We start from the raw sequence: 20,256 nt of genomic DNA, 5'->3' as shown, positions 1-20,256 counted from the left end.
CCTCCTTTCCTTTTTTTTATCGCTTGATTCGCAGCAGGTCTTATGTTAAGGTATGATGGTTAAGTAAGGGATCTATGCTAAGAGATACCGTGACGGTATGACGGTGTAGATGATGGTTAAGTAATTCGTCATCCCGCTACGCGTTAGCGGGATCTAGGCTCTGTGGACAAAAAATATGAAAAGAGAGAAAAAGATGGTAGTTTAGCCTAATAGGTAAAAAATGGAGAAACTACCATATGCAATATTACATCAAAGAGGAAAATTGGAAACAAATTTTAGAGTTCATAAAAAGCGTAAAAGGAATGCACAGCAAAGATGAAAAACGTTTAAGAATATTCATAGAGGCAGTGTGGTACATAGTGCGAAGTGGTTGCCAATGGAGACTTTTACCAAAAACTTATGGTAATTACAGGAGTATACATAAGCGATTTAAAAGATGGTGTGAAAGAGATGTCTGGAAAAAATTGCTTGAATATACTAAACAAGAGCCTGATTTAGAAGTTGCTATAATCGACGGTACGATCATCCGAGCCCATCCATGTTCATCTGGATATACAAAAAACTCCAAGGATCAAGAAGCTTTAGGGAGGAGCAAAGGTGGCTTTACAACTAAAATACATGCGCTTGTCGATGCACTTGGAAATCCACTTAAATTTACTCTGACTCCTGGTCAAAGAAATGAAATTACGCAGGCACAAGTGTTGACCGAAAGTATCTATAACTCTACTGTAGTAGCTGACAAGGGCTACGATAGCAATGCCTTTGTTACAAGTCTTGAAGACAAGGGATGTACAGTAGTTATTCCGCCAAAACGGAATCGAAAAGTGCAAAGGTATTACGATGAGCATATCTACAAAGAACGTCATTTGATTGAGTGTTTTTTTGGTAAAATTAAAAATTTTAGGCGCATTTTTTCCAGATTTGATAAAACTGCTGAGGTTTTTATTGGTTTTCTCAATTTTGTTGGAGCTCTTGTATGGCTTCTCTAAAATTTTGTCCACAGAGCCTAGTAAAAACTCAAGAAAAGAAAATTTTGCCCTGCAACTAACTCACTATCAACAAAAGACTTAACCATATCACGCACATCCTGATATATTAAGGAAATTCACGTATAGAGCTATGCTCTAGAGGATTTTTCACACGAAGAACATGTGGGTTCGATATAAGAGTGTTTGGCACTCGCGCGTAATCATTAAATATGGCATATGATAGAACTACCGTATCACCATCAGTAACACGCTTAAATCCCCTACAATGCATGTAACGATCTAACTGTTCATCTGCATTAGCAATTTTCTGCCGTAACTCATGTGCTGCTGTAGCAAATTTTAGCTCTATTCCAGTTGGGTGAGTACCTCCAACGCTTCCTGCAGATCGCAACAATACCAGATCCAGCTTTCTTCCTCCCAACTGAAACTCAATAACTACCCTAGCAGGATTATCACAAGCATAAAATAATCCGTGCAATATAGAGTGAAACCCAACTTCCTGAGCATCATTTCTATTCACTATCCACCTTAGTGGAAATAGCACACGGGAAATGGCTTGAAATAGTTCCTGATGCCTATTTATATCTTGCCAACCAGTATTCATCATTATACTTGCAATCCTTCGTACATCGCCGACACCGCTTACCTGAAAAAAATTACCTTGAAAAGATACATTATTCCTATTCTGCAAATAAACATTAGGGGATTGAAAACTTGATACAGTAACAGCAAGACCAAGATCATCTTCGTCTCTCCTAGTTGGATCCAATGTACATACTATCTCATTCACTCTAGCACTTGGCCAATTTAATAGACTGATAGCACCAGATGGAAACTGATGAGTTAACATATTGCATATATTAAACACAACAACCATATTTCTACTTGGTGCATAAAGAATCATAGTTAATATACGCTCTCCAATATTTACATTAGCAATACCTCCATGTGGACCTAGCATTCTGTTATTATCATGATTACTATACTGAAATAAGTGCTTAGTTACTCTTACGCGATTTCCTCTTATTGTCACAGTTCCTCTGGCAAATGCAGTACTTCCAAAAACAAATCCCGTTGTATAGGAAAATAACCTACTATTTCTACCTCTAACATCAGGTACAGCAGGCAAACCAAATAATGGGTATAATAGAAAGTCTCTCACACTCTCATCAACTCCAATAGGTTGAAATAACCTCTCTAGTAAAGAAGGCTCTCTCTCTAAAAAGTTTTCTACGCTAAGTTGAAAACGCATGCGGTTAAGATCAAAATTTAACCCTACGCAAACAGCATTCTCCGACGAAGTATGAATAGATACAGATGAAACAGGACATGTGTTAACGTAATTTTCTGCTTGCTCTAATGCATCTGCAGCACTTCTTCTTCCTGCCTTAAGCTCAATTATGATAGGCACAGAATCACCCAATCTTTGCACACCACGCACAAGAAAAGTAATATCTGTATATCCTCCTCCTACAAACAATTCAAGATAAATACCAACTGCATGGCGGTACCTAAAATTCATCAAAAAGCCCGACAGAAAGCCATGATAATCAGATTCTCTACCATCAAAACCTAGAACAGCACCATATCTATCATAAATACCAACAACGTACTGCAAAATTCTCCTAGTAACACCCATTACATTATCTGCATCATTACTTGCTAGCTCTGCTATAAGATCTGATAAGAAGCCCTGTTGTTCAGTTCTGGCAACTTCCATGAAACCATTACATGGAGATACTGATTCTCCGGTAAATGCTTCGATATCAACAAATTGCCCGCACCTTACTGCTTCCTCTTCTTCATCTTCCCCTAGATTTTCTGCCCATACAAATGTCTTATACTCTTCCCATTCTAATTCTAGTTTTTTTCTCTTAGAAGGACCATTTTGCAGTTCATGTCGCTCTATCCACTCTCTCTCCTCTAGACTAAATCTTGAACCAACGCTGTTTTCCCTATCAGCAATAGTATAACACCGCACTATCCGTCTGTTATTACTATCTCTAGTTAGAACAGCAATTTTTAAATTTCCTCTTCTAGGGTTATCTGGATTATTATCAAAGCGAAAGAAAATTCTTTCATTATTGTTTGTGATACCAGCATCATGCGCAGTAGCAAACATGCCAAAAAAGAACGCCGGAAAGAAGCGATCTTTGCCAACTGAATGTAAAAAAGACGGACTCTGATCTAAAAAAGATTCAAATCTATCCATAAAACCCTGACAATCTCCATTCAATAAGCTTCTAATTAATCCAATATTTTCACCATTACCATGCATATAAATACCTCTATTTTCTGTGATAAGAAAATCCACTAACTCCAGCACCACCTAATACAGACTTTGGGCTGCCAGAGCTACAAAAATCACCACCTTGAGAATAAGGAGAAACTTTTTTTTCTAACTCAGAAAAAAGTTTTTCTGCAAATTTATCATAATTCATGTCATCTTTCATGCCGTGTCTGCTAACCATATTTAGATTGTTAACTATAGATTTCTTAAAATTTCCAAAGTCTGTATCTGAACAAAACTTTTTAGCAAATTGTAGTATTTCTAATATTTCATCCTTTTTTACATCTCTAGTACTATCTGTTTCGTTATCATTTACCCAATCAATAATCAATCCTGAAAGTGCATGGTCAATTGGAACCATCCCACCGCAAAAAAAGACAGCAGCCTTTTCTTCTTTTCCTTCCTGGATACTAAAATTACCACATTTTATAAGATTCATCATAATCTTTCTAGCTTGAGAACCTAAGGTAGGGCTTTCAATAACTTTATCCGAAAGTAAGGAAAGAAGGAGAGCATAATCTTGTGGTGATAGCATTTTACCCTCTAGCATTTTATCTTTAAATATTGGAATTATATCTTGAATTGTATCAAAAAAACTCCAACGCACCAATATTCTAAAAAGAGAATATACCCCCCTATCTTTCCTTGATAGTTCATCTAATAAAGGATTTTTATTACCTATATTACGCAGACAAAAATCTAATATGGCAGCAATACTTTCCTTGGTTTGCGCACCTGATAGCTTAGTAATTGTCTTAATCAGAAGATTTGTACTATCTTTTCCTTGTTGTCTTAAGCGGTGACTGAAATAATCTAATCCCTCGCTCCATTCGAGTTCTAAAGCTCTTTGAAAACATTCCTCATTGTTCTGTGGATTTTGAAATTTCCCTGAGTCTTTATTAATCCAAAAGCTTAATACAGGATCTTGACTTCCCATGTAATCTAGAAGCTCCTTTCTTATATATTCATCTGTCACAGGCTTACTATCATCATCTAATCCAGACGAAAATCCTTGCTTGTAAGAGTCAAATTGCTCATCAAAGAATTTCTGAATTTCATCTACTATGCAGTACCTGCATGCCATATCATATCTGGAAAACGGATTCTCTATTTCACTTACTTTTTCTTCAGTGAGTTTTTGCCCTAGCATTGTATTATTTAATCTTGCACCTAACCAACAATTCTCGTCACGAAACACATTGTATAAGAATTGCAACTCACCATCCTCTAGATATTCTACATGTCTGATATAGGTTCTTACCCATCTTTCAACAGCTAAGCGCCTTCCAGCAGTAATGCTTGGATTCCTATCTTCATAGATATTACTTTGTAAATTTTTGACTATAGCAGCATGACGCTCTGCCTTTCGCGAAACTTTTTTTGGCACTTAACCCTCCATATATTACTAAACCTATTTAGCATTATGCTAAACTGGAATGGGATTGCAACACTTAATTTGTAAAAATAGGAGAATGATTTCGTTAGACTTCTTTTGAGACTTGATTTTTGATGTTAATTTTATCGTTAAAATTTGTATATGTTCCTCAAATATATTCGAATATTCTGCTGTGCACTTTTCCTAGGCTCTGTGGACAAAAAATATGAAAAGAGAGAAAAAGATGGTAGTTTAGCCTAATAGGTAAAAAATGGAGAAACTACCATATGCAATATTACATCAAAGAGGAAAATTGGAAACAAATTTTAGAGTTCATAAAAAGCGTAAAAGGAATGCACAGCAAAGATGAAAAACGTTTAAGAATATTCATAGAGGCAGTGTGGTACATAGTGCGAAGTGGTTGCCAATGGAGACTTTTACCAAAAACTTATGGTAATTACAGGAGTATACATAAGCGATTTAAAAGATGGTGTGAAAGAGATGTCTGGAAAAAATTGCTTGAATATACTAAACAAGAGCCTGATTTAGAAGTTGCTATAATCGACGGTACGATCATCCGAGCCCATCCATGTTCATCTGGATATACAAAAAACTCCAAGGATCAAGAAGCTTTAGGGAGGAGCAAAGGTGGCTTTACAACTAAAATACATGCGCTTGTCGATGCACTTGGAAATCCACTTAAATTTACTCTGACTCCTGGTCAATGAAATGAAATTACGCAGGCACAAGTGTTGACCGAAAGTATCTATAACTCTACTGTAGTAGCTGACAAGGGCTACGATAGCAATGCCTTTGTTACAAGTCTTGAAGACAAGGGATGTACAGTAGTTATTCCGCCAAAACGGAATCGAAAAGTGCAAAGGTATTACGATGAGCATATCTACAAAGAACGTCATTTGATTGAGTGTTTTTTTGGTAAAATTAAAAATTTTAGGCGCATTTTTTCCAGATTTGATAAAACTGCTGAGGTTTTTATTGGTTTTCTCAATTTTGTTGGAGCTCTTGTATGGCTTCTCTAAAATTTTGTCCACAGAGCCTAAATGATGCTAACCTTCTATTATGCTCTTTCTGCTCTGGAGTTAATGGCTTTTTACGATACTTTTTATATGGAATTATAACATTGCTTTGCAATTTTTGCCAACCTTGATATCCAGAATCAGCATGTTTTATGCTATCAAGTGGTAAATATTTTTCTTGTTTCCTTATGCGAAAATCACTAATTCTACCACGGTATGACTTTGACACTGATAAAATTCTTCCTCCTTCTTCGATAATAATCTCAGTTTTCATAGTGTTGGTTCTTTTTTTTCCTGAATATGATTTCTTCCGTTTTTTACTATCTTCTGGCCTCTGTATTTGCTGTTCTGTAACATCAGCCAAAATCTTCAGTATTTTTTCTGGCGTCATACTTCTATCTTTTGTTATAGTCACTTTTTTGGCGAGTAATGGCTCTATTCTCTTAAGTAACCTACATACATTTGCGTTGTGCACATTGAATAGGCATCCTAAAAATCTATGTGTTATGTAAGTGCGATAGTACAAAATTACGCAAAACAACTTATCTTCCAGAGTTGGTAGTTTTGATCTTCTACCATGACACTTTTTCTGTTTTTCAAGTTTTTTCCATCCAGACCTCACTTTTTCTACTACTTTTTCGAACTCCTCTATACTTAAACCTGTTATATTACGAAAGTTTCTTGGGTGTTTTTTCATATTATAGTAACTAAAGCTCATTTTTTTTCCTTACTTGATCTGCTTATTCTTCTTCTACCCCTCTCACATCATTTTTTCAATCACCTTTTGCAGCAGGTCTCTAGGCTCTGTGGACAAAAAATATGAAAAGAGAGAAAAAGATGGTAGTTTAGCCTAATAGGTAAAAAATGGAGAAACTACCATATGCAATATTACATCAAAGAGGAAAATTGGAAACAAATTTTAGAGTTCATAAAAAGCGTAAAAGGAATGCACAGCAAAGATGAAAAACGTTTAAGAATATTCATAGAGGCAGTGTGGTACATAGTGCGAAGTGGTTGCCAATGGAGACTTTTACCAAAAACTTATGGTAATTACAGGAGTATACATAAGCGATTTAAAAGATGGTGTGAAAGAGATGTCTGGAAAAAATTGCTTGAATATACTAAACAAGAGCCTGATTTAGAAGTTGCTATAATCGACGGTACGATCATCCGAGCCCATCCATGTTCATCTGGATATACAAAAAACTCCAAGGATCAAGAAGCTTTAGGGAGGAGCAAAGGTGGCTTTACAACTAAAATACATGCGCTTGTCGATGCACTTGGAAATCCACTTAAATTTACTCTGACTCCTGGTCAAAGAAATGAAATTACGCAGGCACAAGTGTTGACCGAAAGTATCTATAACTCTACTGTAGTAGCTGACAAGGGCTACGATAGCAATGCCTTTGTTACAAGTCTTGAAGACAAGGGATGTACAGTAGTTATTCCGCCAAAACGGAATCGAAAAGTGCAAAGGTATTACGATGAGCATATCTACAAAGAACGTCATTTGATTGAGTGTTTTTTTGGTAAAATTAAAAATTTTAGGCGCATTTTTTCCAGATTTGATAAAACTGCTGAGGTTTTTATTGGTTTTCTCAATTTTGTTGGAGCTCTTGTATGGCTTCTCTAAAATTTTGTCCACAGAGCCTAGGGTTATCTGCCTGGACTGATGAAAATTAAACTTATGGTCATTTTCACAGACTGTACCGATGTAATCATTAATAGTGAAGTTTCCTATCACATTGTGACTTTCATCTAGTACTTCACCTTTTTGTGAGTGGTGATCAGTATATCCATTAAAGTCACTATCCGTTAGCTTGATGTACCCATCTCCAAGCTCCTGTTCTAAATCTAAAGGTAGATTAATAAAATCCATTTCATTCATAATAAGCCTCATATTAAAAATTAAATTATAATTAAAATAAAATGTTAAGTCAAGATATTGAATAATTTAATAAGATTAGTAAATTTTAAAATACAGAGCTGACTGTAATTAACACTCTAATTACATATTTTGTTAATGTATCAATGTTATAATAATACAGAGCTCTATCTTAATTCTTGACTTTGTCCTGTAAAATTCATACTTTATTTACTGTTGATAATTCAGATTAAAATGGCATTAAATCCGCTGGAGCAGTTTAAAGTATATACAATAATAGAGTTACCTAGGTTATTTGGGTATGACGTAAGCTTTACCAATTCATCTCTTTTCACGATGATTTCGGTGATATTGGTGATACTCTTTTTGCTTTTTGGAATAAAGAAGGGGGCAGTAATACCAGGATATTTGCAAGCTGCAGTTGAGTATGTATATGATTTTGTTATTTCAATAATAGAAAATAACACTGGAAGCAAAGGCTTGCAGCACATTCCATTGATATTTACAGTGTTTATTTTCATTTTATCATGTAATTTGGTTGGTGTTCTTCCTTATAGTTTCACGGTCACAAGTCATGTGATAGTCACCTTTGCTTTATCGATGGTGGTTTTTATTTATATAACGATTGTTGGATTTAAAGAAAGGGGAGTAGAATTTTTACGCATATTGCTACCAAAAGGAACTCCTTCGTGGCTTGCACCTATAATAATTATTATTAAGTTGTTTGCTTATTTAGTAAGACCGATTAGCCTATCAATAAGGCTTGCAGCAAATATGATTGCTGGTCATACAATCATCAAAGTGATAGCAGGGTTTATTGTAAATATGAACATATTTCTCACTCCTGCGCCGTTTTTGTTCATAATTGCATTGATAGGGTTTGAAGTATTTGTTGCAATTTTACAAGCTTATATATTTACTATATTAACATGTGTATATTTGTCAGATGCAGTAAAGTAATTGACTTCCTTGTAGAATATTTTACAATTATATTATAAAGAAATAGTTAAGGGTAAATATATGGATTTAGTAGCTTTAAAATTTATAGCAATTGGTTTAGCTGTGTTTGGAATGCTCGGTGCTGGTTTAGGTATAGCTAATATCTTCTCTGCTATGTTAAATGGGATTGCGAGAAACCCTGAATCAGAAGGTAAAATGAAAAGTTATGTTTATATTGGTGCTGCCATGGTTGAAATCATGGGATTGCTTGCGTTTGTACTTGCAATGTTATTAATATTTGCTGCTTAACAGATGCCACAGCTTGATGTTTCAACCTTCTTTTCTCAAGTTTTTTGGTTTTTAATTTTTTTCTCTTCACTTTTTTTCGTAGTAAGTTGTTTATTTTTGCCAAAGTTAGATGAAATAATAAGCACTAGAAGTAAAGAAGTATTGGATTCTTTTAATAGTTCTGTTCATCTTTTAAGACTCACGGAAGATCAGGTTGCCAAGTATAATGCCGCTTTAAACCAAGCTAGAATACAGGCAAAAAAAATCATAGATGATGCACTTGCTCAGGTAGAAGAAATGAGAGCTAATGTTAAGAATATATTAGAAGAGGAAGACAAAAAAAAGAGCAAGCTTATTGAAAAAAAAGTGGCAGAATTTAAATCTGAATATACTGATCAGTTAAAACAAATGGCTACTAGTATTGCTTTAATTTATTATACTAAATTGACTAATTCTGAAATTGAAGAGGAATTTATTGCTGACTTGGTGTCCAAAGAATTTTAGGGGTTTTTATGTCTACATCACTGATTATCGGTCTTGCCTTCTTGGTAAGTTTTGTCCTTTCGTATAAATTGCTAAAGAAAGTGATAAAAAATGCGCTTAACAATAAGCGTAACAAAAGCAAATTTTCAAGTGAAGAAACTGAAAAATTCAGGAAAGATATGTTGGAGTATTACAAAAAATCTTCTAAAAAATACAAAGAATTAGATGCAGAAGTTAATAAAATGATGAATGAAGCACTTGATAAAGCTAATAGTATCATTAAGCACAATAGACAGCAGCTAGATCAGACATTAGATGACAATGCCCATTCTAACTTGAAGAAAGTCACTGACCAAGTTGAAAAAGCTCTTGGAGATTTACAGGCTAACACAGCGAATATAGCTGCTGATGCTGTAAAAAAAATAATGCATGAACGTAAAGATGATAAGCGTAGTAGCGAGGTCATATCTTCATTTTCACGTGACTTAAATAAAAAATTGCATTAGGTTCAATGCAACAATTGCCTATACTTCAAGCTGATAATGTAGAAAAAATTAAGTTTGATTCTAGGCTCTGTGGACAAAATTTTAGAGAAGCCATACAAGAGCTCCAACAAAATTGAGAAAACCAATAAAAACCTCAGCAGTTTTATCAAATCTGGAAAAAATGCGCCTAAAATTTTTAATTTTACCAAAAAAACACTCAATCAAATGACGTTCTTTGTAGATATGCTCATCGTAATACCTTTGCACTTTTCGATTCCGTTTTGGCGGAATAACTACTGTACATCCCTTGTCTTCAAGACTTGTAACAAAGGCATTGCTATCGTAGCCCTTGTCAGCTACTACAGTAGAGTTATAGATACTTTCGGTCAACACTTGTGCCTGCGTAATTTCATTTCTTTGACCAGGAGTCAGAGTAAATTTAAGTGGATTTCCAAGTGCATCGACAAGCGCATGTATTTTAGTTGTAAAGCCACCTTTGCTCCTCCCTAAAGCTTCTTGATCCTTGGAGTTTTTTGTATATCCAGATGAACATGGATGGGCTCGGATGATCGTACCGTCGATTATAGCAACTTCTAAATCAGGCTCTTGTTTAGTATATTCAAGCAATTTTTTCCAGACATCTCTTTCACACCATCTTTTAAATCGCTTATGTATACTCCTGTAATTACCATAAGTTTTTGGTAAAAGTCTCCATTGGCAACCACTTCGCACTATGTACCACACTGCCTCTATGAATATTCTTAAACGTTTTTCATCTTTGCTGTGCATTCCTTTTACGCTTTTTATGAACTCTAAAATTTGTTTCCAATTTTCCTCTTTGATGTAATATTGCATATGGTAGTTTCTCCATTTTTTACCTATTAGGCTAAACTACCATCTTTTTCTCTCTTTTCATATTTTTTGTCCACAGAGCCTAGGAATGAATATCAAATACCTCGGAGTTTACCCTATTTCCTTACCTTTTCTATTTTTTCTAATTTACAACTGGGGTTAGCAGTGCTGTGAGAATGGTTGAAAGCGCAAAAGAAAACCTCTCGGAAGTTAAAAATATACTGGTCGATGCAGGTTATACAGGAGAAAATTTTGCAACTCAAATAAAAACGATTATTGGAGCAACTGTAGAAGTAATAAAACGAAGTGAATTACATTCCTTTGCTGTATTGCCACAAAGATGGGTTGTAGAGCGATCTTTCGCTTGGTTAGAAAAATGCAGACGATTGTGGAAAAATTGCGAGCGAAAACTTAACACTAGCCTACAAATGGTCGTTCTTTCCTTCATTTCTCTTCTATTGAGAAGATTTTAAACAGGTTCTAAATCTTTATTTTAAAAATGTCATATTGACCACCGGTACCTGAAAATACTATTCCAATTGATCAGAGCTATCCATTTCCTTAATTTTTGTAACGTTGTCATAGGAGTACTATAATTTAGTATCAACTATGTTTTATTGTTTTTGCATCTAAAAAAATTTAGCTTATTCAAGCAACATTTTGCCTTTTTTTGGATGTAGGGATTTTTTAGGAATTGTCTTCTTGAATTCTATGGTATTTTGTTTAGCATTGAAACAAGATTCCAGTGTCAGCTACTTGCATGACATTATTGGTTAATGTTTTATGGCTTTACGATAGCTATACAACTTATCTTAAAAGCAATATAGTGTTTACTATACAATGAATCAAAGATAGTAAGTAAAGTCTATGGAATTTCAAATCGCTACACATTTTCAACCGGCTGGGGATCAACCACAGGCAATCGATAGCTTAATTGCAGGGCTAAATAGCAATAAAAGAGATCAGGTTTTGCTTGGAGTTACTGGTTCTGGGAAAACTTTTACTATGGCAAATGTTATTGCAAGGACAAACAGGCCTGCATTAATTATGGCACACAATAAAACTTTAGCAGCACAGCTTTATGAGGAAATGAAAGGATTGTTTCCCCATAATGCTGTTGAATACTTCATTTCTTATTATGATTATTATCAACCTGAAGCCTATTTACCACAAACTGATACTTATATCGAAAAAGATTCTGCAATTAACGAAAGAATTGAGATGCTGCGTTATTCCACCGTCTGCTCCCTTTTGGAGCGCAGGGATACGATCGTAGTTGCCAGTGTTTCCTGCATATACGGTCTTGGTTCGCCTGAGAGCTACCGCAGCATGATCATACCGCTTAGTGTTGGAAATAAAATTCATATTAATGATTTCCTGAGCAACTTAACTGATCTTCAATACAAGCGCTCTGATGCCAGGTTTGAGAGAGGATATTTCAGAGTGCGCGGCGATATTATTGATATATTTCCTTCCCATTATGAAAATAAAGCTTGGCGTTTATCGTTATTTGGCGATGAAATAGAAGAAATTTCTAAAGTTGATGCTATAACGGGCAATGTTACCAAAGGCGTAAATAAAATCACCATTTTTCCAAATAGCTATTACATAACCCCGCGTGAGGCTTTGTTGCAGGCAATTGAACTAGTCAAAAAAGAGCTGCATGAACGCTTGGATTATTACTACTCGCAAAATAAGATTGTTGAAGCAAAGCGCCTCGAGCAACGCACTAATTTTGATATCGAAATGATGAGAACAACAGGAATAAGTAAAGGTATTGAAAATTATTCGCGTTATCTCTATGGAATGGAAGCTGGGGATCCACCACCTACTTTGTTTGAATATTTACCTAAAGACGTAATTTTATTTGTTGATGAGAGTCATGTCACCGTTCCTCAGGTTGGTGCGATGTACAGTGGTAATGAGGCGCGTAAAAAGAAATTGATCGACTATGGCTTCAGGCTCCCTTCCGCTTTTGATAATCGTCCATTAAAATTTGAAGAGTGGGAGGGAGTTAGGCCGCAGACTATTTACATTTCAGCCACTCCCGGAAAGTATGAGTTGGCAAAGACCAATAATGTATTTATAGAGCAAGTTATCCGTCCAACAGGGCTTACGGACCCAATCTGCATTGTAAAACCAATAGAGAGTCAAATTGATGATGTAATTCATGAGGCACAAGTGACAATAGGGAAGGGATTTTGTGTTTTAATCACTACATTGACGAAAAAAATGGCTGAAAATTTAGCTGAATATATGAGTGAATTGAATATGAGAGTGAGTTATTTGCATTCTGATATTGCTGCGCTGGAGAGAATAGAAATTATATACAAATTGAGATCTAAAGAAATCGATGTTTTAGTAGGTGTTAACTTGCTGAGGGAAGGTCTTGATATTCCAGAGTGTGGGTTGGTTGCAATTTTGGATGCTGATAAAGAAGGATTTTTGCGATCGGAAACTTCATTAATTCAAACGATCGGTCGTACTGCGCGTAATGCTGAAGGTAGAGTAATTTTGTATGCAGATAAAATCACTGGTTCTCTGGATCGTGCGTTAAAAGAGACTGAAAGAAGAAGAAAAAAACAAGAAGAACATAATATATTGCACAATATTATCCCAAAGACTATAATAAAACCTATATCAAACACCTTACAGGAGAGGGCAATAGCAGAACCGAAAGTAAATACTAATAAGGATGATTTGAGAAAGCAAATGATAGAGCATGCTGAAAATTTAGAGTTTGAAGAAGCAGCAAGAATAAAAAAATTATTGCAAGGTTAAGTAATATATGATGCTATGGGCATAGCATGAAAGTGTAAATAATTTTATTGATATCTTTATATTAATACTTTTTAAATATTTAGTACGGTGCAATATCTGCAATGGATGAGAAAAACTAACACCAGTGCTTTCAGGGTCAGGGACTTTGGCTCCAACCCTAATAAAACACTTGGGTGGTTAAGATATATCTAAAAACCTCAATTTTTCTCCAAAGCTTCTGACATATGCTTTACCTGTTGCACACTACACTTTTTGAACTCTGAAGAGACACTTTTCTTATGTGGCACAGCAGGAGAAGCAGGTAATCCTGAAGAATAACCACTATCTGCAGAACTTGTAGAAACGTTACGACTAATTTCTTGTTCATCATCAAAGAATTTAAAAAGTAAGCCTTTTTTTGCCTTAAAAGGTAAATCTGAGTGTAGTTGCTTCCCCTTCTCAGGAGGAAGAACTGAGCACACTTGCTCTGCTCCCTCAGAAGTAGAAAGAAGTGAACGCAGTGTCTCACTATCAACATAAAGTAAGTGTAGTAACTTCTCGTACTCAGGAAGAAAAAAGCCGGAGTTTAGCTTCTCCTTCATCTCAGGAGAAAGAACTTTGCATAGTTCCTCCCTCTGATCAGGATCAAGACGTTGTTGCCACTCTGGTCCACCTTCATGCGTAGGAGAAGTCACTCCTGAGGGTGGATTATTTTTTGCTTTTATTCTAGTTGGGAATGAAAAAAATGGCTTAGACACAGGTGGTTTTTCAGTTACAGGAGTTCCAGGAGTACTTCGCGTTGTATCACGCCCTACATCATGTCGCTTAAGGTTTACGCCATATTGCTTCTTAAAAGGTGAAGAGAGCAATTTTTTTATTTTTTGAACACCACCCCCATGTTTCTTCTCCGGAGATTCACTTTCTTGTGACTTTGCTTCAAAACACTCATCACTACTTTTTCGATCACTTTTATCAGTAACTTGCTGTTTTTCAGGTTCCTCATTACAAATGTTCTTCATATCTTTTGGAGAATCTTCAGAAACCCCAGAATTTAAGGACATTGAATTATCCCATGCTATAGGAAAAGGAATCGATGATGGTCTACAGGTCATTTTCTGATCCCGAATATTAGCCTCTGTTAGCATACCTTCACCAGCACCTAAAGATAGCTGTGATTGACCACAAGTGGGTTGACTTGGATCTATTTCCCCCAGCACCCCCCGAAAAGGCTCTGTTTCTTCCTCTTTTTTTGATCTTCGCCTGGGATGCTTCTCTAACCCTTCACCACGACTCCGCTTGGGACACCCCCGTGTCGGTGATGCTTCAGCTAATAGCGTTCGAGGAAGCTCAGGGTCAATGGCCAGTTCATGGTCTTTGTTGATTACAGAGTTTTCTATGATTTTAGTTATCACACAGTGAGAAACTTGTAAATCATAAAAGTTTATACCATATATTCCACTGCTTCCATTTACTGGTAACTCTGCCTGAGTTTTACCATCAACATTAACAAACACAACACTATCAAATGTATCATTTATGCTTAAAGCCTCTTTGTTTGTCAATGCCCTAAACCCTTTACTATCTAATATAACGGGTATAAGAATTGATGCCCCTTTTCCATTCAAAGAAGGAGCACACATAAAGCCAGTAGCTATTAATCCTTCCGGCTGATTAATAAATTCCATTATCAAATCTTTAAATGCCCTTACATCACTACGACTTTTGCTATCAGCCTGAAGATCACGGCCTATACGCCATGCGGCACGCCGCGTTATACTATCAATAAAACAAGCGTTATCAAAAACATCTTTGATATATACACTATTGTCTTTAACCTTAACCTTTAAAGGCTTCTTAGGAACATTTTCATATCTTTCCCTCATCCTTAATAAAAACTCACGCTCAAATTGCTCACGTAATTCTTTATTATCAAATCCACCGTGCCATAAACAACCTTTCCTGTCAGATGCCCTAATGCTACAAGTTGGCATATCTTCTAGAACATCTTTTGCCAGTGAAGAAGCCAAATGAGACTTCAAATTAAAAATTACACCTTGATCTATAAGTGCTGCAAACTTAATCCTACCTTGCTTATCTACGAACCACTTTCCTTCATAGTTAAATGGAAAAGATTTAACATCAAAGACTAACTTAGCTGTATTGAACATTACTTCATCCGTATCTTCTTTCTTAATCTTTTGAAATTCACTTACTATCTTCCTTTTTATACCGTAAAGATATTTTTTACACTGATCATTCTCCATACCTTTATCAAATGAAACTACGATATAGTCGTTCTTACCATCGCTTTGTAGCGTAAAATTAGTTTTAACTGCATTGAAATCATAATTATTAACATTAAAAGCGCTAACCAATGCTCTTACTGTTTCTCTATTAGGCATACCAACCTCCCCATTTTTAAATTACAACAACTATTCTTTATTACTACCTTTTGTTACCGCTACCAACTCCACTAGAGCTTGACCCGCTCATAGAACTGCTAGGCTGCTCAGACTGACGCCTCCTTTCTAGTAGCTCCTTGGCTTTATCACTATGATCATCAAACCTTGCTCCTTTGACTTGCTGAAATACTCCACCACCTGGCGCTGTATTCTCACGTTTCCACTGTTCTCTTTGTTCCTTATAACTTTTTTTATCATTATTACCATGCATATTGCCCCCTAAGTAAAAATATTATGTAATTAATATACTAAAAATAAAATTAAGTGCAAGCACTTTTTTATATTTTTTTTCAAAAAATTTTATTCACTCTTTTTCATAAAACCCAACTTTCAAGATTCCAGCGTCACGCGCTACCCTTTCTTGTCATCCCAGTGCCCAGACACTGGGATCCAGTGTTCTTTATTACATAAGTAGCTAACACTAACTTCTCGATGGTACATTACCATTTCCTCTTGCTGCATGTTCATTCAATACATCAGTAATTTTTGATCTAGGATCTTTTTGAGCACCACCTACAGAACTTTGCTTAGGTTCATATTCAGCACCTTTCCAAGTACCTATGTTAGTAAAATCAAATCCACAATTATTAACAGAAACAGATTCTTTGTCAGCATCGATGTCTCTTCTTTTTTTTCGATTACTATCGCATCTTTGCACTTTTTCATCTTGTACCTGCCCCGTCCCCGTTGCAGGCTTCTCCTCCAAAACTTTCGGTGGACACACCTCTTTCTTCGGTCCCTCCTGCTTCGCTTTTTTCTCTTCTTCCACTTTTGGTTTTTGTGAATTTTCATGAGATTTTCTTTCAAGCTCAGCAAGACGCAATAGATGTTTCAAAGGATCTGACGCAATTTCAAGTTCTGGTTTGCTCAGAACAACCGGCCTTACAAATCCTGGTGAAACGTCAAAAAGGAAAACTGGCACTTTAGGTTTTTCTCTTTCATCTACCTTTATTTCTACTTCTTTGCAAACTTCTTTATTTTCTTCTTTTAATGATGTTTTTTCTGCTTTTTTATCTTCTTTTTCTGTAGATGCCTCTACCGCAGCCGCCAACTCAACTCCAAACATCTCTGCGAACATTGTAACAATCCATCCGACAACGGCCATTTGTAACCTGAGTTTCAGATCTTGCAATGCAGTTAATCTTTCTAACTCCCTTGCAAATTCTTCTTCTGATAACTCACCACTGCCTAATTTTTCCTGCAATTCTTTTATCTCTTTGTCCAACCTCTGATTGAAACTTAAATCGCGTGCAAAAATCTTCTTGATTAACTCCTTAAGCTTGTCACGCATAAATTTAATTATCGCAGCAATCAGGTTTTTTTCTTTCTTCTCCTTGAGCATTTGGTAGATTTTCGGATCATCTACATTTACTTCAAAAAGGTTAAAGAGAGATTCAAAGAAATTCCAGAAATCTCCGAGTACTCTGTCTTTTTCACCAGTGAAGTGATCCTCCTCATCACCTTCTCCGGTATGTAGCTCCGCTTGAGATGATATTTCATCGATACAACTAGAAGCCTGACGCTCACACTCGAGCCTCCTGAGCAAATCTTGTCTGGTGAGCTCCTCTATGGCTACTTTTAGTTCATTTAACTTCTGCTCCGCAGAGAAATCTTGCTCCCTGATTTTTCCTTGGAAGATCGAGCTACCGTTTCCGTTATTATCTGAAAAATTTTCCATTATTTTTGCTTCCTCAATAAAATTACTGCCTTTGTTGTTACCTGAAAAGCTTTCCACCATTTTTACTCCCTTCATAAAACTTAATAATTTAATTCTACAGTACTAAATATTTGAGAAGTATTAATGTAAAGATGTCAATAAAATTATTTATATCTTTACACTATATTATATCATACGCCATTTAACCTTTCAATAATATTTTTTATTCTTGCTGTTTTTTCAAACTCTAGCATGCGCTTTTCTTAAATTATCCTTATTAATATTTGCTTTTGCCTCTATCACCACTTTTTCTTGTAAAGTATTTGATATAGATTTTATTATACTCTTTGGTATAACATTTGCAACATACTTTATCTATAAATGGAAATTATTATACTTGCAGCTAGGCTCTGTGGACAAAATTTTAGAGAAGCCATACAAGAGCTCCAACAAAATTGAGAAAACCAATAAAAACCTCAGCAGTTTTATCAAATCTGGAAAAAATGCGCCTAAAATTTTTAATTTTACCAAAAAAACACTCAATCAAATGACGTTCTTTGTAGATATGCTCATCGTAATACCTTTGCACTTTTCGATTCCGTTTTGGCGGAATAACTACTGTACATCCCTTGTCTTCAAGACTTGTAACAAAGGCATTGCTATCGTAGCCCTTGTCAGCTACTACAGTAGAGTTATAGATACTTTCGGTCAACACTTGTGCCTGCGTAATTTCATTTCTTTGACCAGGAGTCAGAGTAAATTTAAGTGGATTTCCAAGTGCATCGACAAGCGCATGTATTTTAGTTGTAAAGCCACCTTTGCTCCTCCCTAAAGCTTCTTGATCCTTGGAGTTTTTTGTATATCCAGATGAACATGGATGGGCTCGGATGATCGTACCGTCGATTATAGCAACTTCTAAATCAGGCTCTTGTTTAGTATATTCAAGCAATTTTTTCCAGACATCTCTTTCACACCATCTTTTAAATCGCTTATGTATACTCCTGTAATTACCATAAGTTTTTGATAAAAGTCTCCATTGGCAACCACTTCGCACTATGTACCACACTGCCTCTATGAATATTCTTAAACGTTTTTCATCTTTGCTGTGCATTCCTTTTACGCTTTTTATGAACTCTAAAATTTGTTTCCAATTTTCCTCTTTGATGTAATATTGCATATGGTAGTTTCTCCATTTTTTACCTATTAGGCTAAACTACCATCTTTTTCTCTCTTTTCATATTTTTTGTCCACAGAGCCTAGACACAATTTGAAATAATTTACACTATAAAGTTAAGGAACGAGATCCCAGTGTCACGCACTGGGATGACAGCAGTCCTACGTCATACCGCGATTCATTCGCGGTATGGATTCCGCTAACAAGTAGCGGAATGACGAATTTTTGTTTTTCAAATTATCGTAAGTCACTTTAGCTATATCAGAGCAATAGAGGCAGTGCGTAGAGGAGCTCACCAGACAAGATTTGCTCAGGAGGCTCGAGTGTGAGCGTCAGGCTTCTAGTTGTATCGATGAAATATCATCTCAAGCGGAGCTACATACCGGAGAAGGTGATGAGGAGGATCACTTCACTGGTGAAAAAGACAGAGTACTCGGAGATTTCTGGAATTTCTTTGAATCTCTCTTTAACCTTTTTGAAGTAAATGTAGATGATCCGAAAATCTACCAAATGCTCAAGGAGAAGAAAGAAAAAAACCTGATTGCTGCGATAATTAAATTTATGCGTGACAAGCTTAAGGAGTTAATCAAGAAGATTTTTGCACGCGATTTAAGTTTCAATCAGAGGTTGGACAAAGAGATAAAAGAATTGCAGGAAAAATTAGGCAGTGGTGAGTTATCAGAAGAAGAATTTGCAAGGGAGTTAGAAAGATTAACTGCATTGCAAGATCTGAAACTCAGGTTACAAATGGCCGTTGTCGGATGGATTGTTACAATGTTCGCAGAGATGTTTGGAGTTGAGTTGGCGGCTGCGGTAGAGGCATCTACAGAAAAAGAAGATAAAAAAGCAGAAAAAACATCATTAAAAGAAGAAAATAAAGAAGTTTGCAAAGAAGTAGAAATAAAGGTAGATGAAAGAGAAAAACCTAAAGTGCCAGTTTTCCTTTTTGACGTTTCACCAGGATTTGTAAGGCCGGTTGTTCTGAGCAAACCAGAACTTGAAATTGCGTCAGATCCTTTGAAACATCTATTGCGTCTTGCTGAGCTTGAAAGAAAATCTCATGAAAATTCACAAAAACCAAAAGTGGAAGAAGAGAAAAAAGCGAAGCAGGAGGGACCGAAGAAAGAGGTGTGTCCACCGAAAGTTTTGGAGGAGAAGCCTGCAACGGGGACGGGGCAGGTACAAGATGAAAAAGTGCAAAGATGCGATAGTAATCGAAAAAAAAGAAGAGACATCGATGCTGACAAAGAATCTGTTTCTGTTAATAATTGTGGATTTGATTTTACTAACATAGGTACTTGGAAAGGTGCTGAATATGAACCTAAGCAAAGTTCTGTAGGTGGTGCTCAAAAAGATCCTAGATCAAAAATTACTGATGTATTGAATGAACATGCAGCAAGAGGAAATGGTAATGTACCATCGAGAAGTTAGTGTTAGCTACTTATGTAATAAAGAACACTGGATCCCAGTGTCTGGGCACTGGGATGACAAGAAAGGGTAGCGCGTGACGCTGGAATCTTGAAAGTTGGGTTTTATGAAAAAGAGTGAATAAAATTTTTTGAAAAAAAATATAAAAAAGT

The 20,256-nt window shown here is 35.9% G+C and carries 17 protein-coding genes and 2 pseudogenes; 11 read left to right on the top strand and 8 right to left on the bottom strand.

The annotated features are described in order from the left end of the window. Window positions 1-236 precede the first annotated feature (236 nt). Window positions 237-989: an IS5 family transposase gene (locus OPR60_RS06135; protein WP_265039632.1), complete on the top strand. Its 753-nt coding sequence runs from the start codon at window positions 237-239 to the stop codon at window positions 987-989. A 106-nt stretch (window positions 990-1,095) separates the two neighbouring features. Here OPR60_RS06135 and OPR60_RS06130 read toward each other — a convergent pair whose 3' ends face one another. Both OPR60_RS06130 and OPR60_RS06125 read right to left on the bottom strand, forming a co-directional pair. Next, a complete protein-coding gene (locus tag OPR60_RS06130; RefSeq protein WP_265040262.1) occupies window positions 1,096-3,267 on the bottom strand; it encodes a hypothetical protein in 2,172 nt (723 codons plus the stop codon). A gap of 10 nt (window positions 3,268-3,277) precedes the next feature. Beyond that, a complete protein-coding gene (locus OPR60_RS06125) occupies window positions 3,278-4,666 on the bottom strand; it encodes a hypothetical protein (protein WP_265040261.1) in 1,389 nt (462 codons plus the stop codon). Window positions 4,667-4,941: 275 nt separating this feature from the next. On the opposite strand from OPR60_RS06125, the gene OPR60_RS06930 reads away from it, so the two are divergent. After that, on the top strand, window positions 4,942-5,382 hold the full coding sequence (locus tag OPR60_RS06930; protein ID WP_406829617.1) for an IS5 family transposase: 441 nt from the start codon (window positions 4,942-4,944) through the stop codon (window positions 5,380-5,382). A gap of 6 nt (window positions 5,383-5,388) precedes the next feature. Continuing rightward, on the top strand, window positions 5,389-5,694 hold the full coding sequence (locus OPR60_RS06925; RefSeq protein WP_406829820.1) for a transposase: 306 nt from the start codon (window positions 5,389-5,391) through the stop codon (window positions 5,692-5,694). 13 nt (window positions 5,695-5,707) lie between these two features. Here OPR60_RS06925 and OPR60_RS06115 read toward each other — a convergent pair. After that, a pseudogene (locus tag OPR60_RS06115) lies at window positions 5,708-6,388 on the bottom strand (transposase); the annotation flags it as partial. Window positions 6,389-6,571: 183 nt separating this feature from the next. On the opposite strand from OPR60_RS06115, the gene OPR60_RS06110 reads away from it, so the two are divergent. From OPR60_RS06110 to OPR60_RS06090, 5 genes are all read left to right on the top strand, one after another. After that, complete coding sequence (locus tag OPR60_RS06110; protein ID WP_265039632.1) at window positions 6,572-7,324, top strand: IS5 family transposase; 753 nt, start codon at window positions 6,572-6,574, stop codon at window positions 7,322-7,324. Between the two features lie 486 nt (window positions 7,325-7,810). Beyond that, window positions 7,811-8,536, top strand: a complete 726-nt coding sequence (locus OPR60_RS06105; RefSeq protein ID WP_065094795.1) for a F0F1 ATP synthase subunit A — start codon at window positions 7,811-7,813, stop codon at window positions 8,534-8,536. A gap of 60 nt (window positions 8,537-8,596) precedes the next feature. Next, entirely contained in the window at window positions 8,597-8,824 is a 228-nt protein-coding gene (locus tag OPR60_RS06100) for a F0F1 ATP synthase subunit C (RefSeq protein WP_006014985.1), read from the top strand. Window positions 8,825-8,827: 3 nt separating this feature from the next. Continuing rightward, window positions 8,828-9,307 (top strand): F0F1 ATP synthase subunit B family protein, encoded by a 480-nt coding sequence (locus OPR60_RS06095; protein WP_065094794.1) that lies wholly within the window; start codon window positions 8,828-8,830, stop codon window positions 9,305-9,307. A gap of 8 nt (window positions 9,308-9,315) precedes the next feature. Next, window positions 9,316-9,792: a F0F1 ATP synthase subunit B family protein gene (locus OPR60_RS06090; RefSeq protein ID WP_065094793.1), complete on the top strand. Its 477-nt coding sequence runs from the start codon at window positions 9,316-9,318 to the stop codon at window positions 9,790-9,792. A gap of 81 nt (window positions 9,793-9,873) precedes the next feature. Here OPR60_RS06090 and OPR60_RS06085 read toward each other — a convergent pair whose 3' ends face one another. Next, window positions 9,874-10,626, bottom strand: a complete 753-nt coding sequence (locus OPR60_RS06085) for an IS5 family transposase (protein WP_265039632.1) — start codon at window positions 10,624-10,626, stop codon at window positions 9,874-9,876. A gap of 149 nt (window positions 10,627-10,775) precedes the next feature. Between OPR60_RS06085 and OPR60_RS06080 the strand changes: the two are divergent. Together OPR60_RS06080 and uvrB are read left to right on the top strand one after the other, a co-directional pair. Beyond that, a pseudogene (locus tag OPR60_RS06080) lies at window positions 10,776-11,096 on the top strand (transposase); the annotation flags it as partial. A 394-nt stretch (window positions 11,097-11,490) separates the two neighbouring features. Further along, complete coding sequence (gene uvrB / locus OPR60_RS06075; RefSeq protein WP_265040256.1) at window positions 11,491-13,404, top strand: excinuclease ABC subunit UvrB; 1,914 nt, start codon at window positions 11,491-11,493, stop codon at window positions 13,402-13,404. A 197-nt stretch (window positions 13,405-13,601) separates the two neighbouring features. Here the strand turns inward: uvrB and OPR60_RS06070 are convergent, their stop codons facing one another. From OPR60_RS06070 to OPR60_RS06055, 4 genes are all read right to left on the bottom strand, one after another. Then, entirely contained in the window at window positions 13,602-15,785 is a 2,184-nt protein-coding gene (locus tag OPR60_RS06070) for a hypothetical protein (RefSeq protein WP_265040257.1), read from the bottom strand. Window positions 15,786-15,828: 43 nt separating this feature from the next. Continuing rightward, the gene (locus OPR60_RS06065; RefSeq protein ID WP_265040258.1) at window positions 15,829-16,056 is read right to left on the bottom strand and encodes a hypothetical protein; all 228 of its coding nucleotides are present in this window, start codon (window positions 16,054-16,056) and stop codon (window positions 15,829-15,831) included. 210 nt (window positions 16,057-16,266) lie between these two features. Beyond that, window positions 16,267-17,583, bottom strand: a complete 1,317-nt coding sequence (locus tag OPR60_RS06060) for a gas vesicle protein GvpG (protein WP_406829850.1) — start codon at window positions 17,581-17,583, stop codon at window positions 16,267-16,269. Between the two features lie 343 nt (window positions 17,584-17,926). After that, window positions 17,927-18,679, bottom strand: coding sequence for an IS5 family transposase (locus tag OPR60_RS06055; RefSeq protein WP_265039650.1), 753 nt, complete (start codon window positions 18,677-18,679; stop codon window positions 17,927-17,929). A gap of 303 nt (window positions 18,680-18,982) precedes the next feature. On the opposite strand from OPR60_RS06055, the gene OPR60_RS06050 reads away from it, so the two are divergent. Further along, the gene (locus OPR60_RS06050) at window positions 18,983-20,107 is read left to right on the top strand and encodes a gas vesicle protein GvpG (protein ID WP_265040259.1); all 1,125 of its coding nucleotides are present in this window, start codon (window positions 18,983-18,985) and stop codon (window positions 20,105-20,107) included. Window positions 20,108-20,256 lie beyond the last annotated feature (149 nt).

The sequence above is a fragment of the Wolbachia endosymbiont (group A) of Trypoxylon clavicerum genome (genome assembly GCF_947251665.1).
GTDB lineage: Bacteria > Pseudomonadota > Alphaproteobacteria > Rickettsiales > Anaplasmataceae > Wolbachia > Wolbachia pipientis.
The sequence above is the reverse complement of the archived record's forward strand: the minus strand, read 5'-3'. Positions and strand labels throughout refer to the sequence as shown.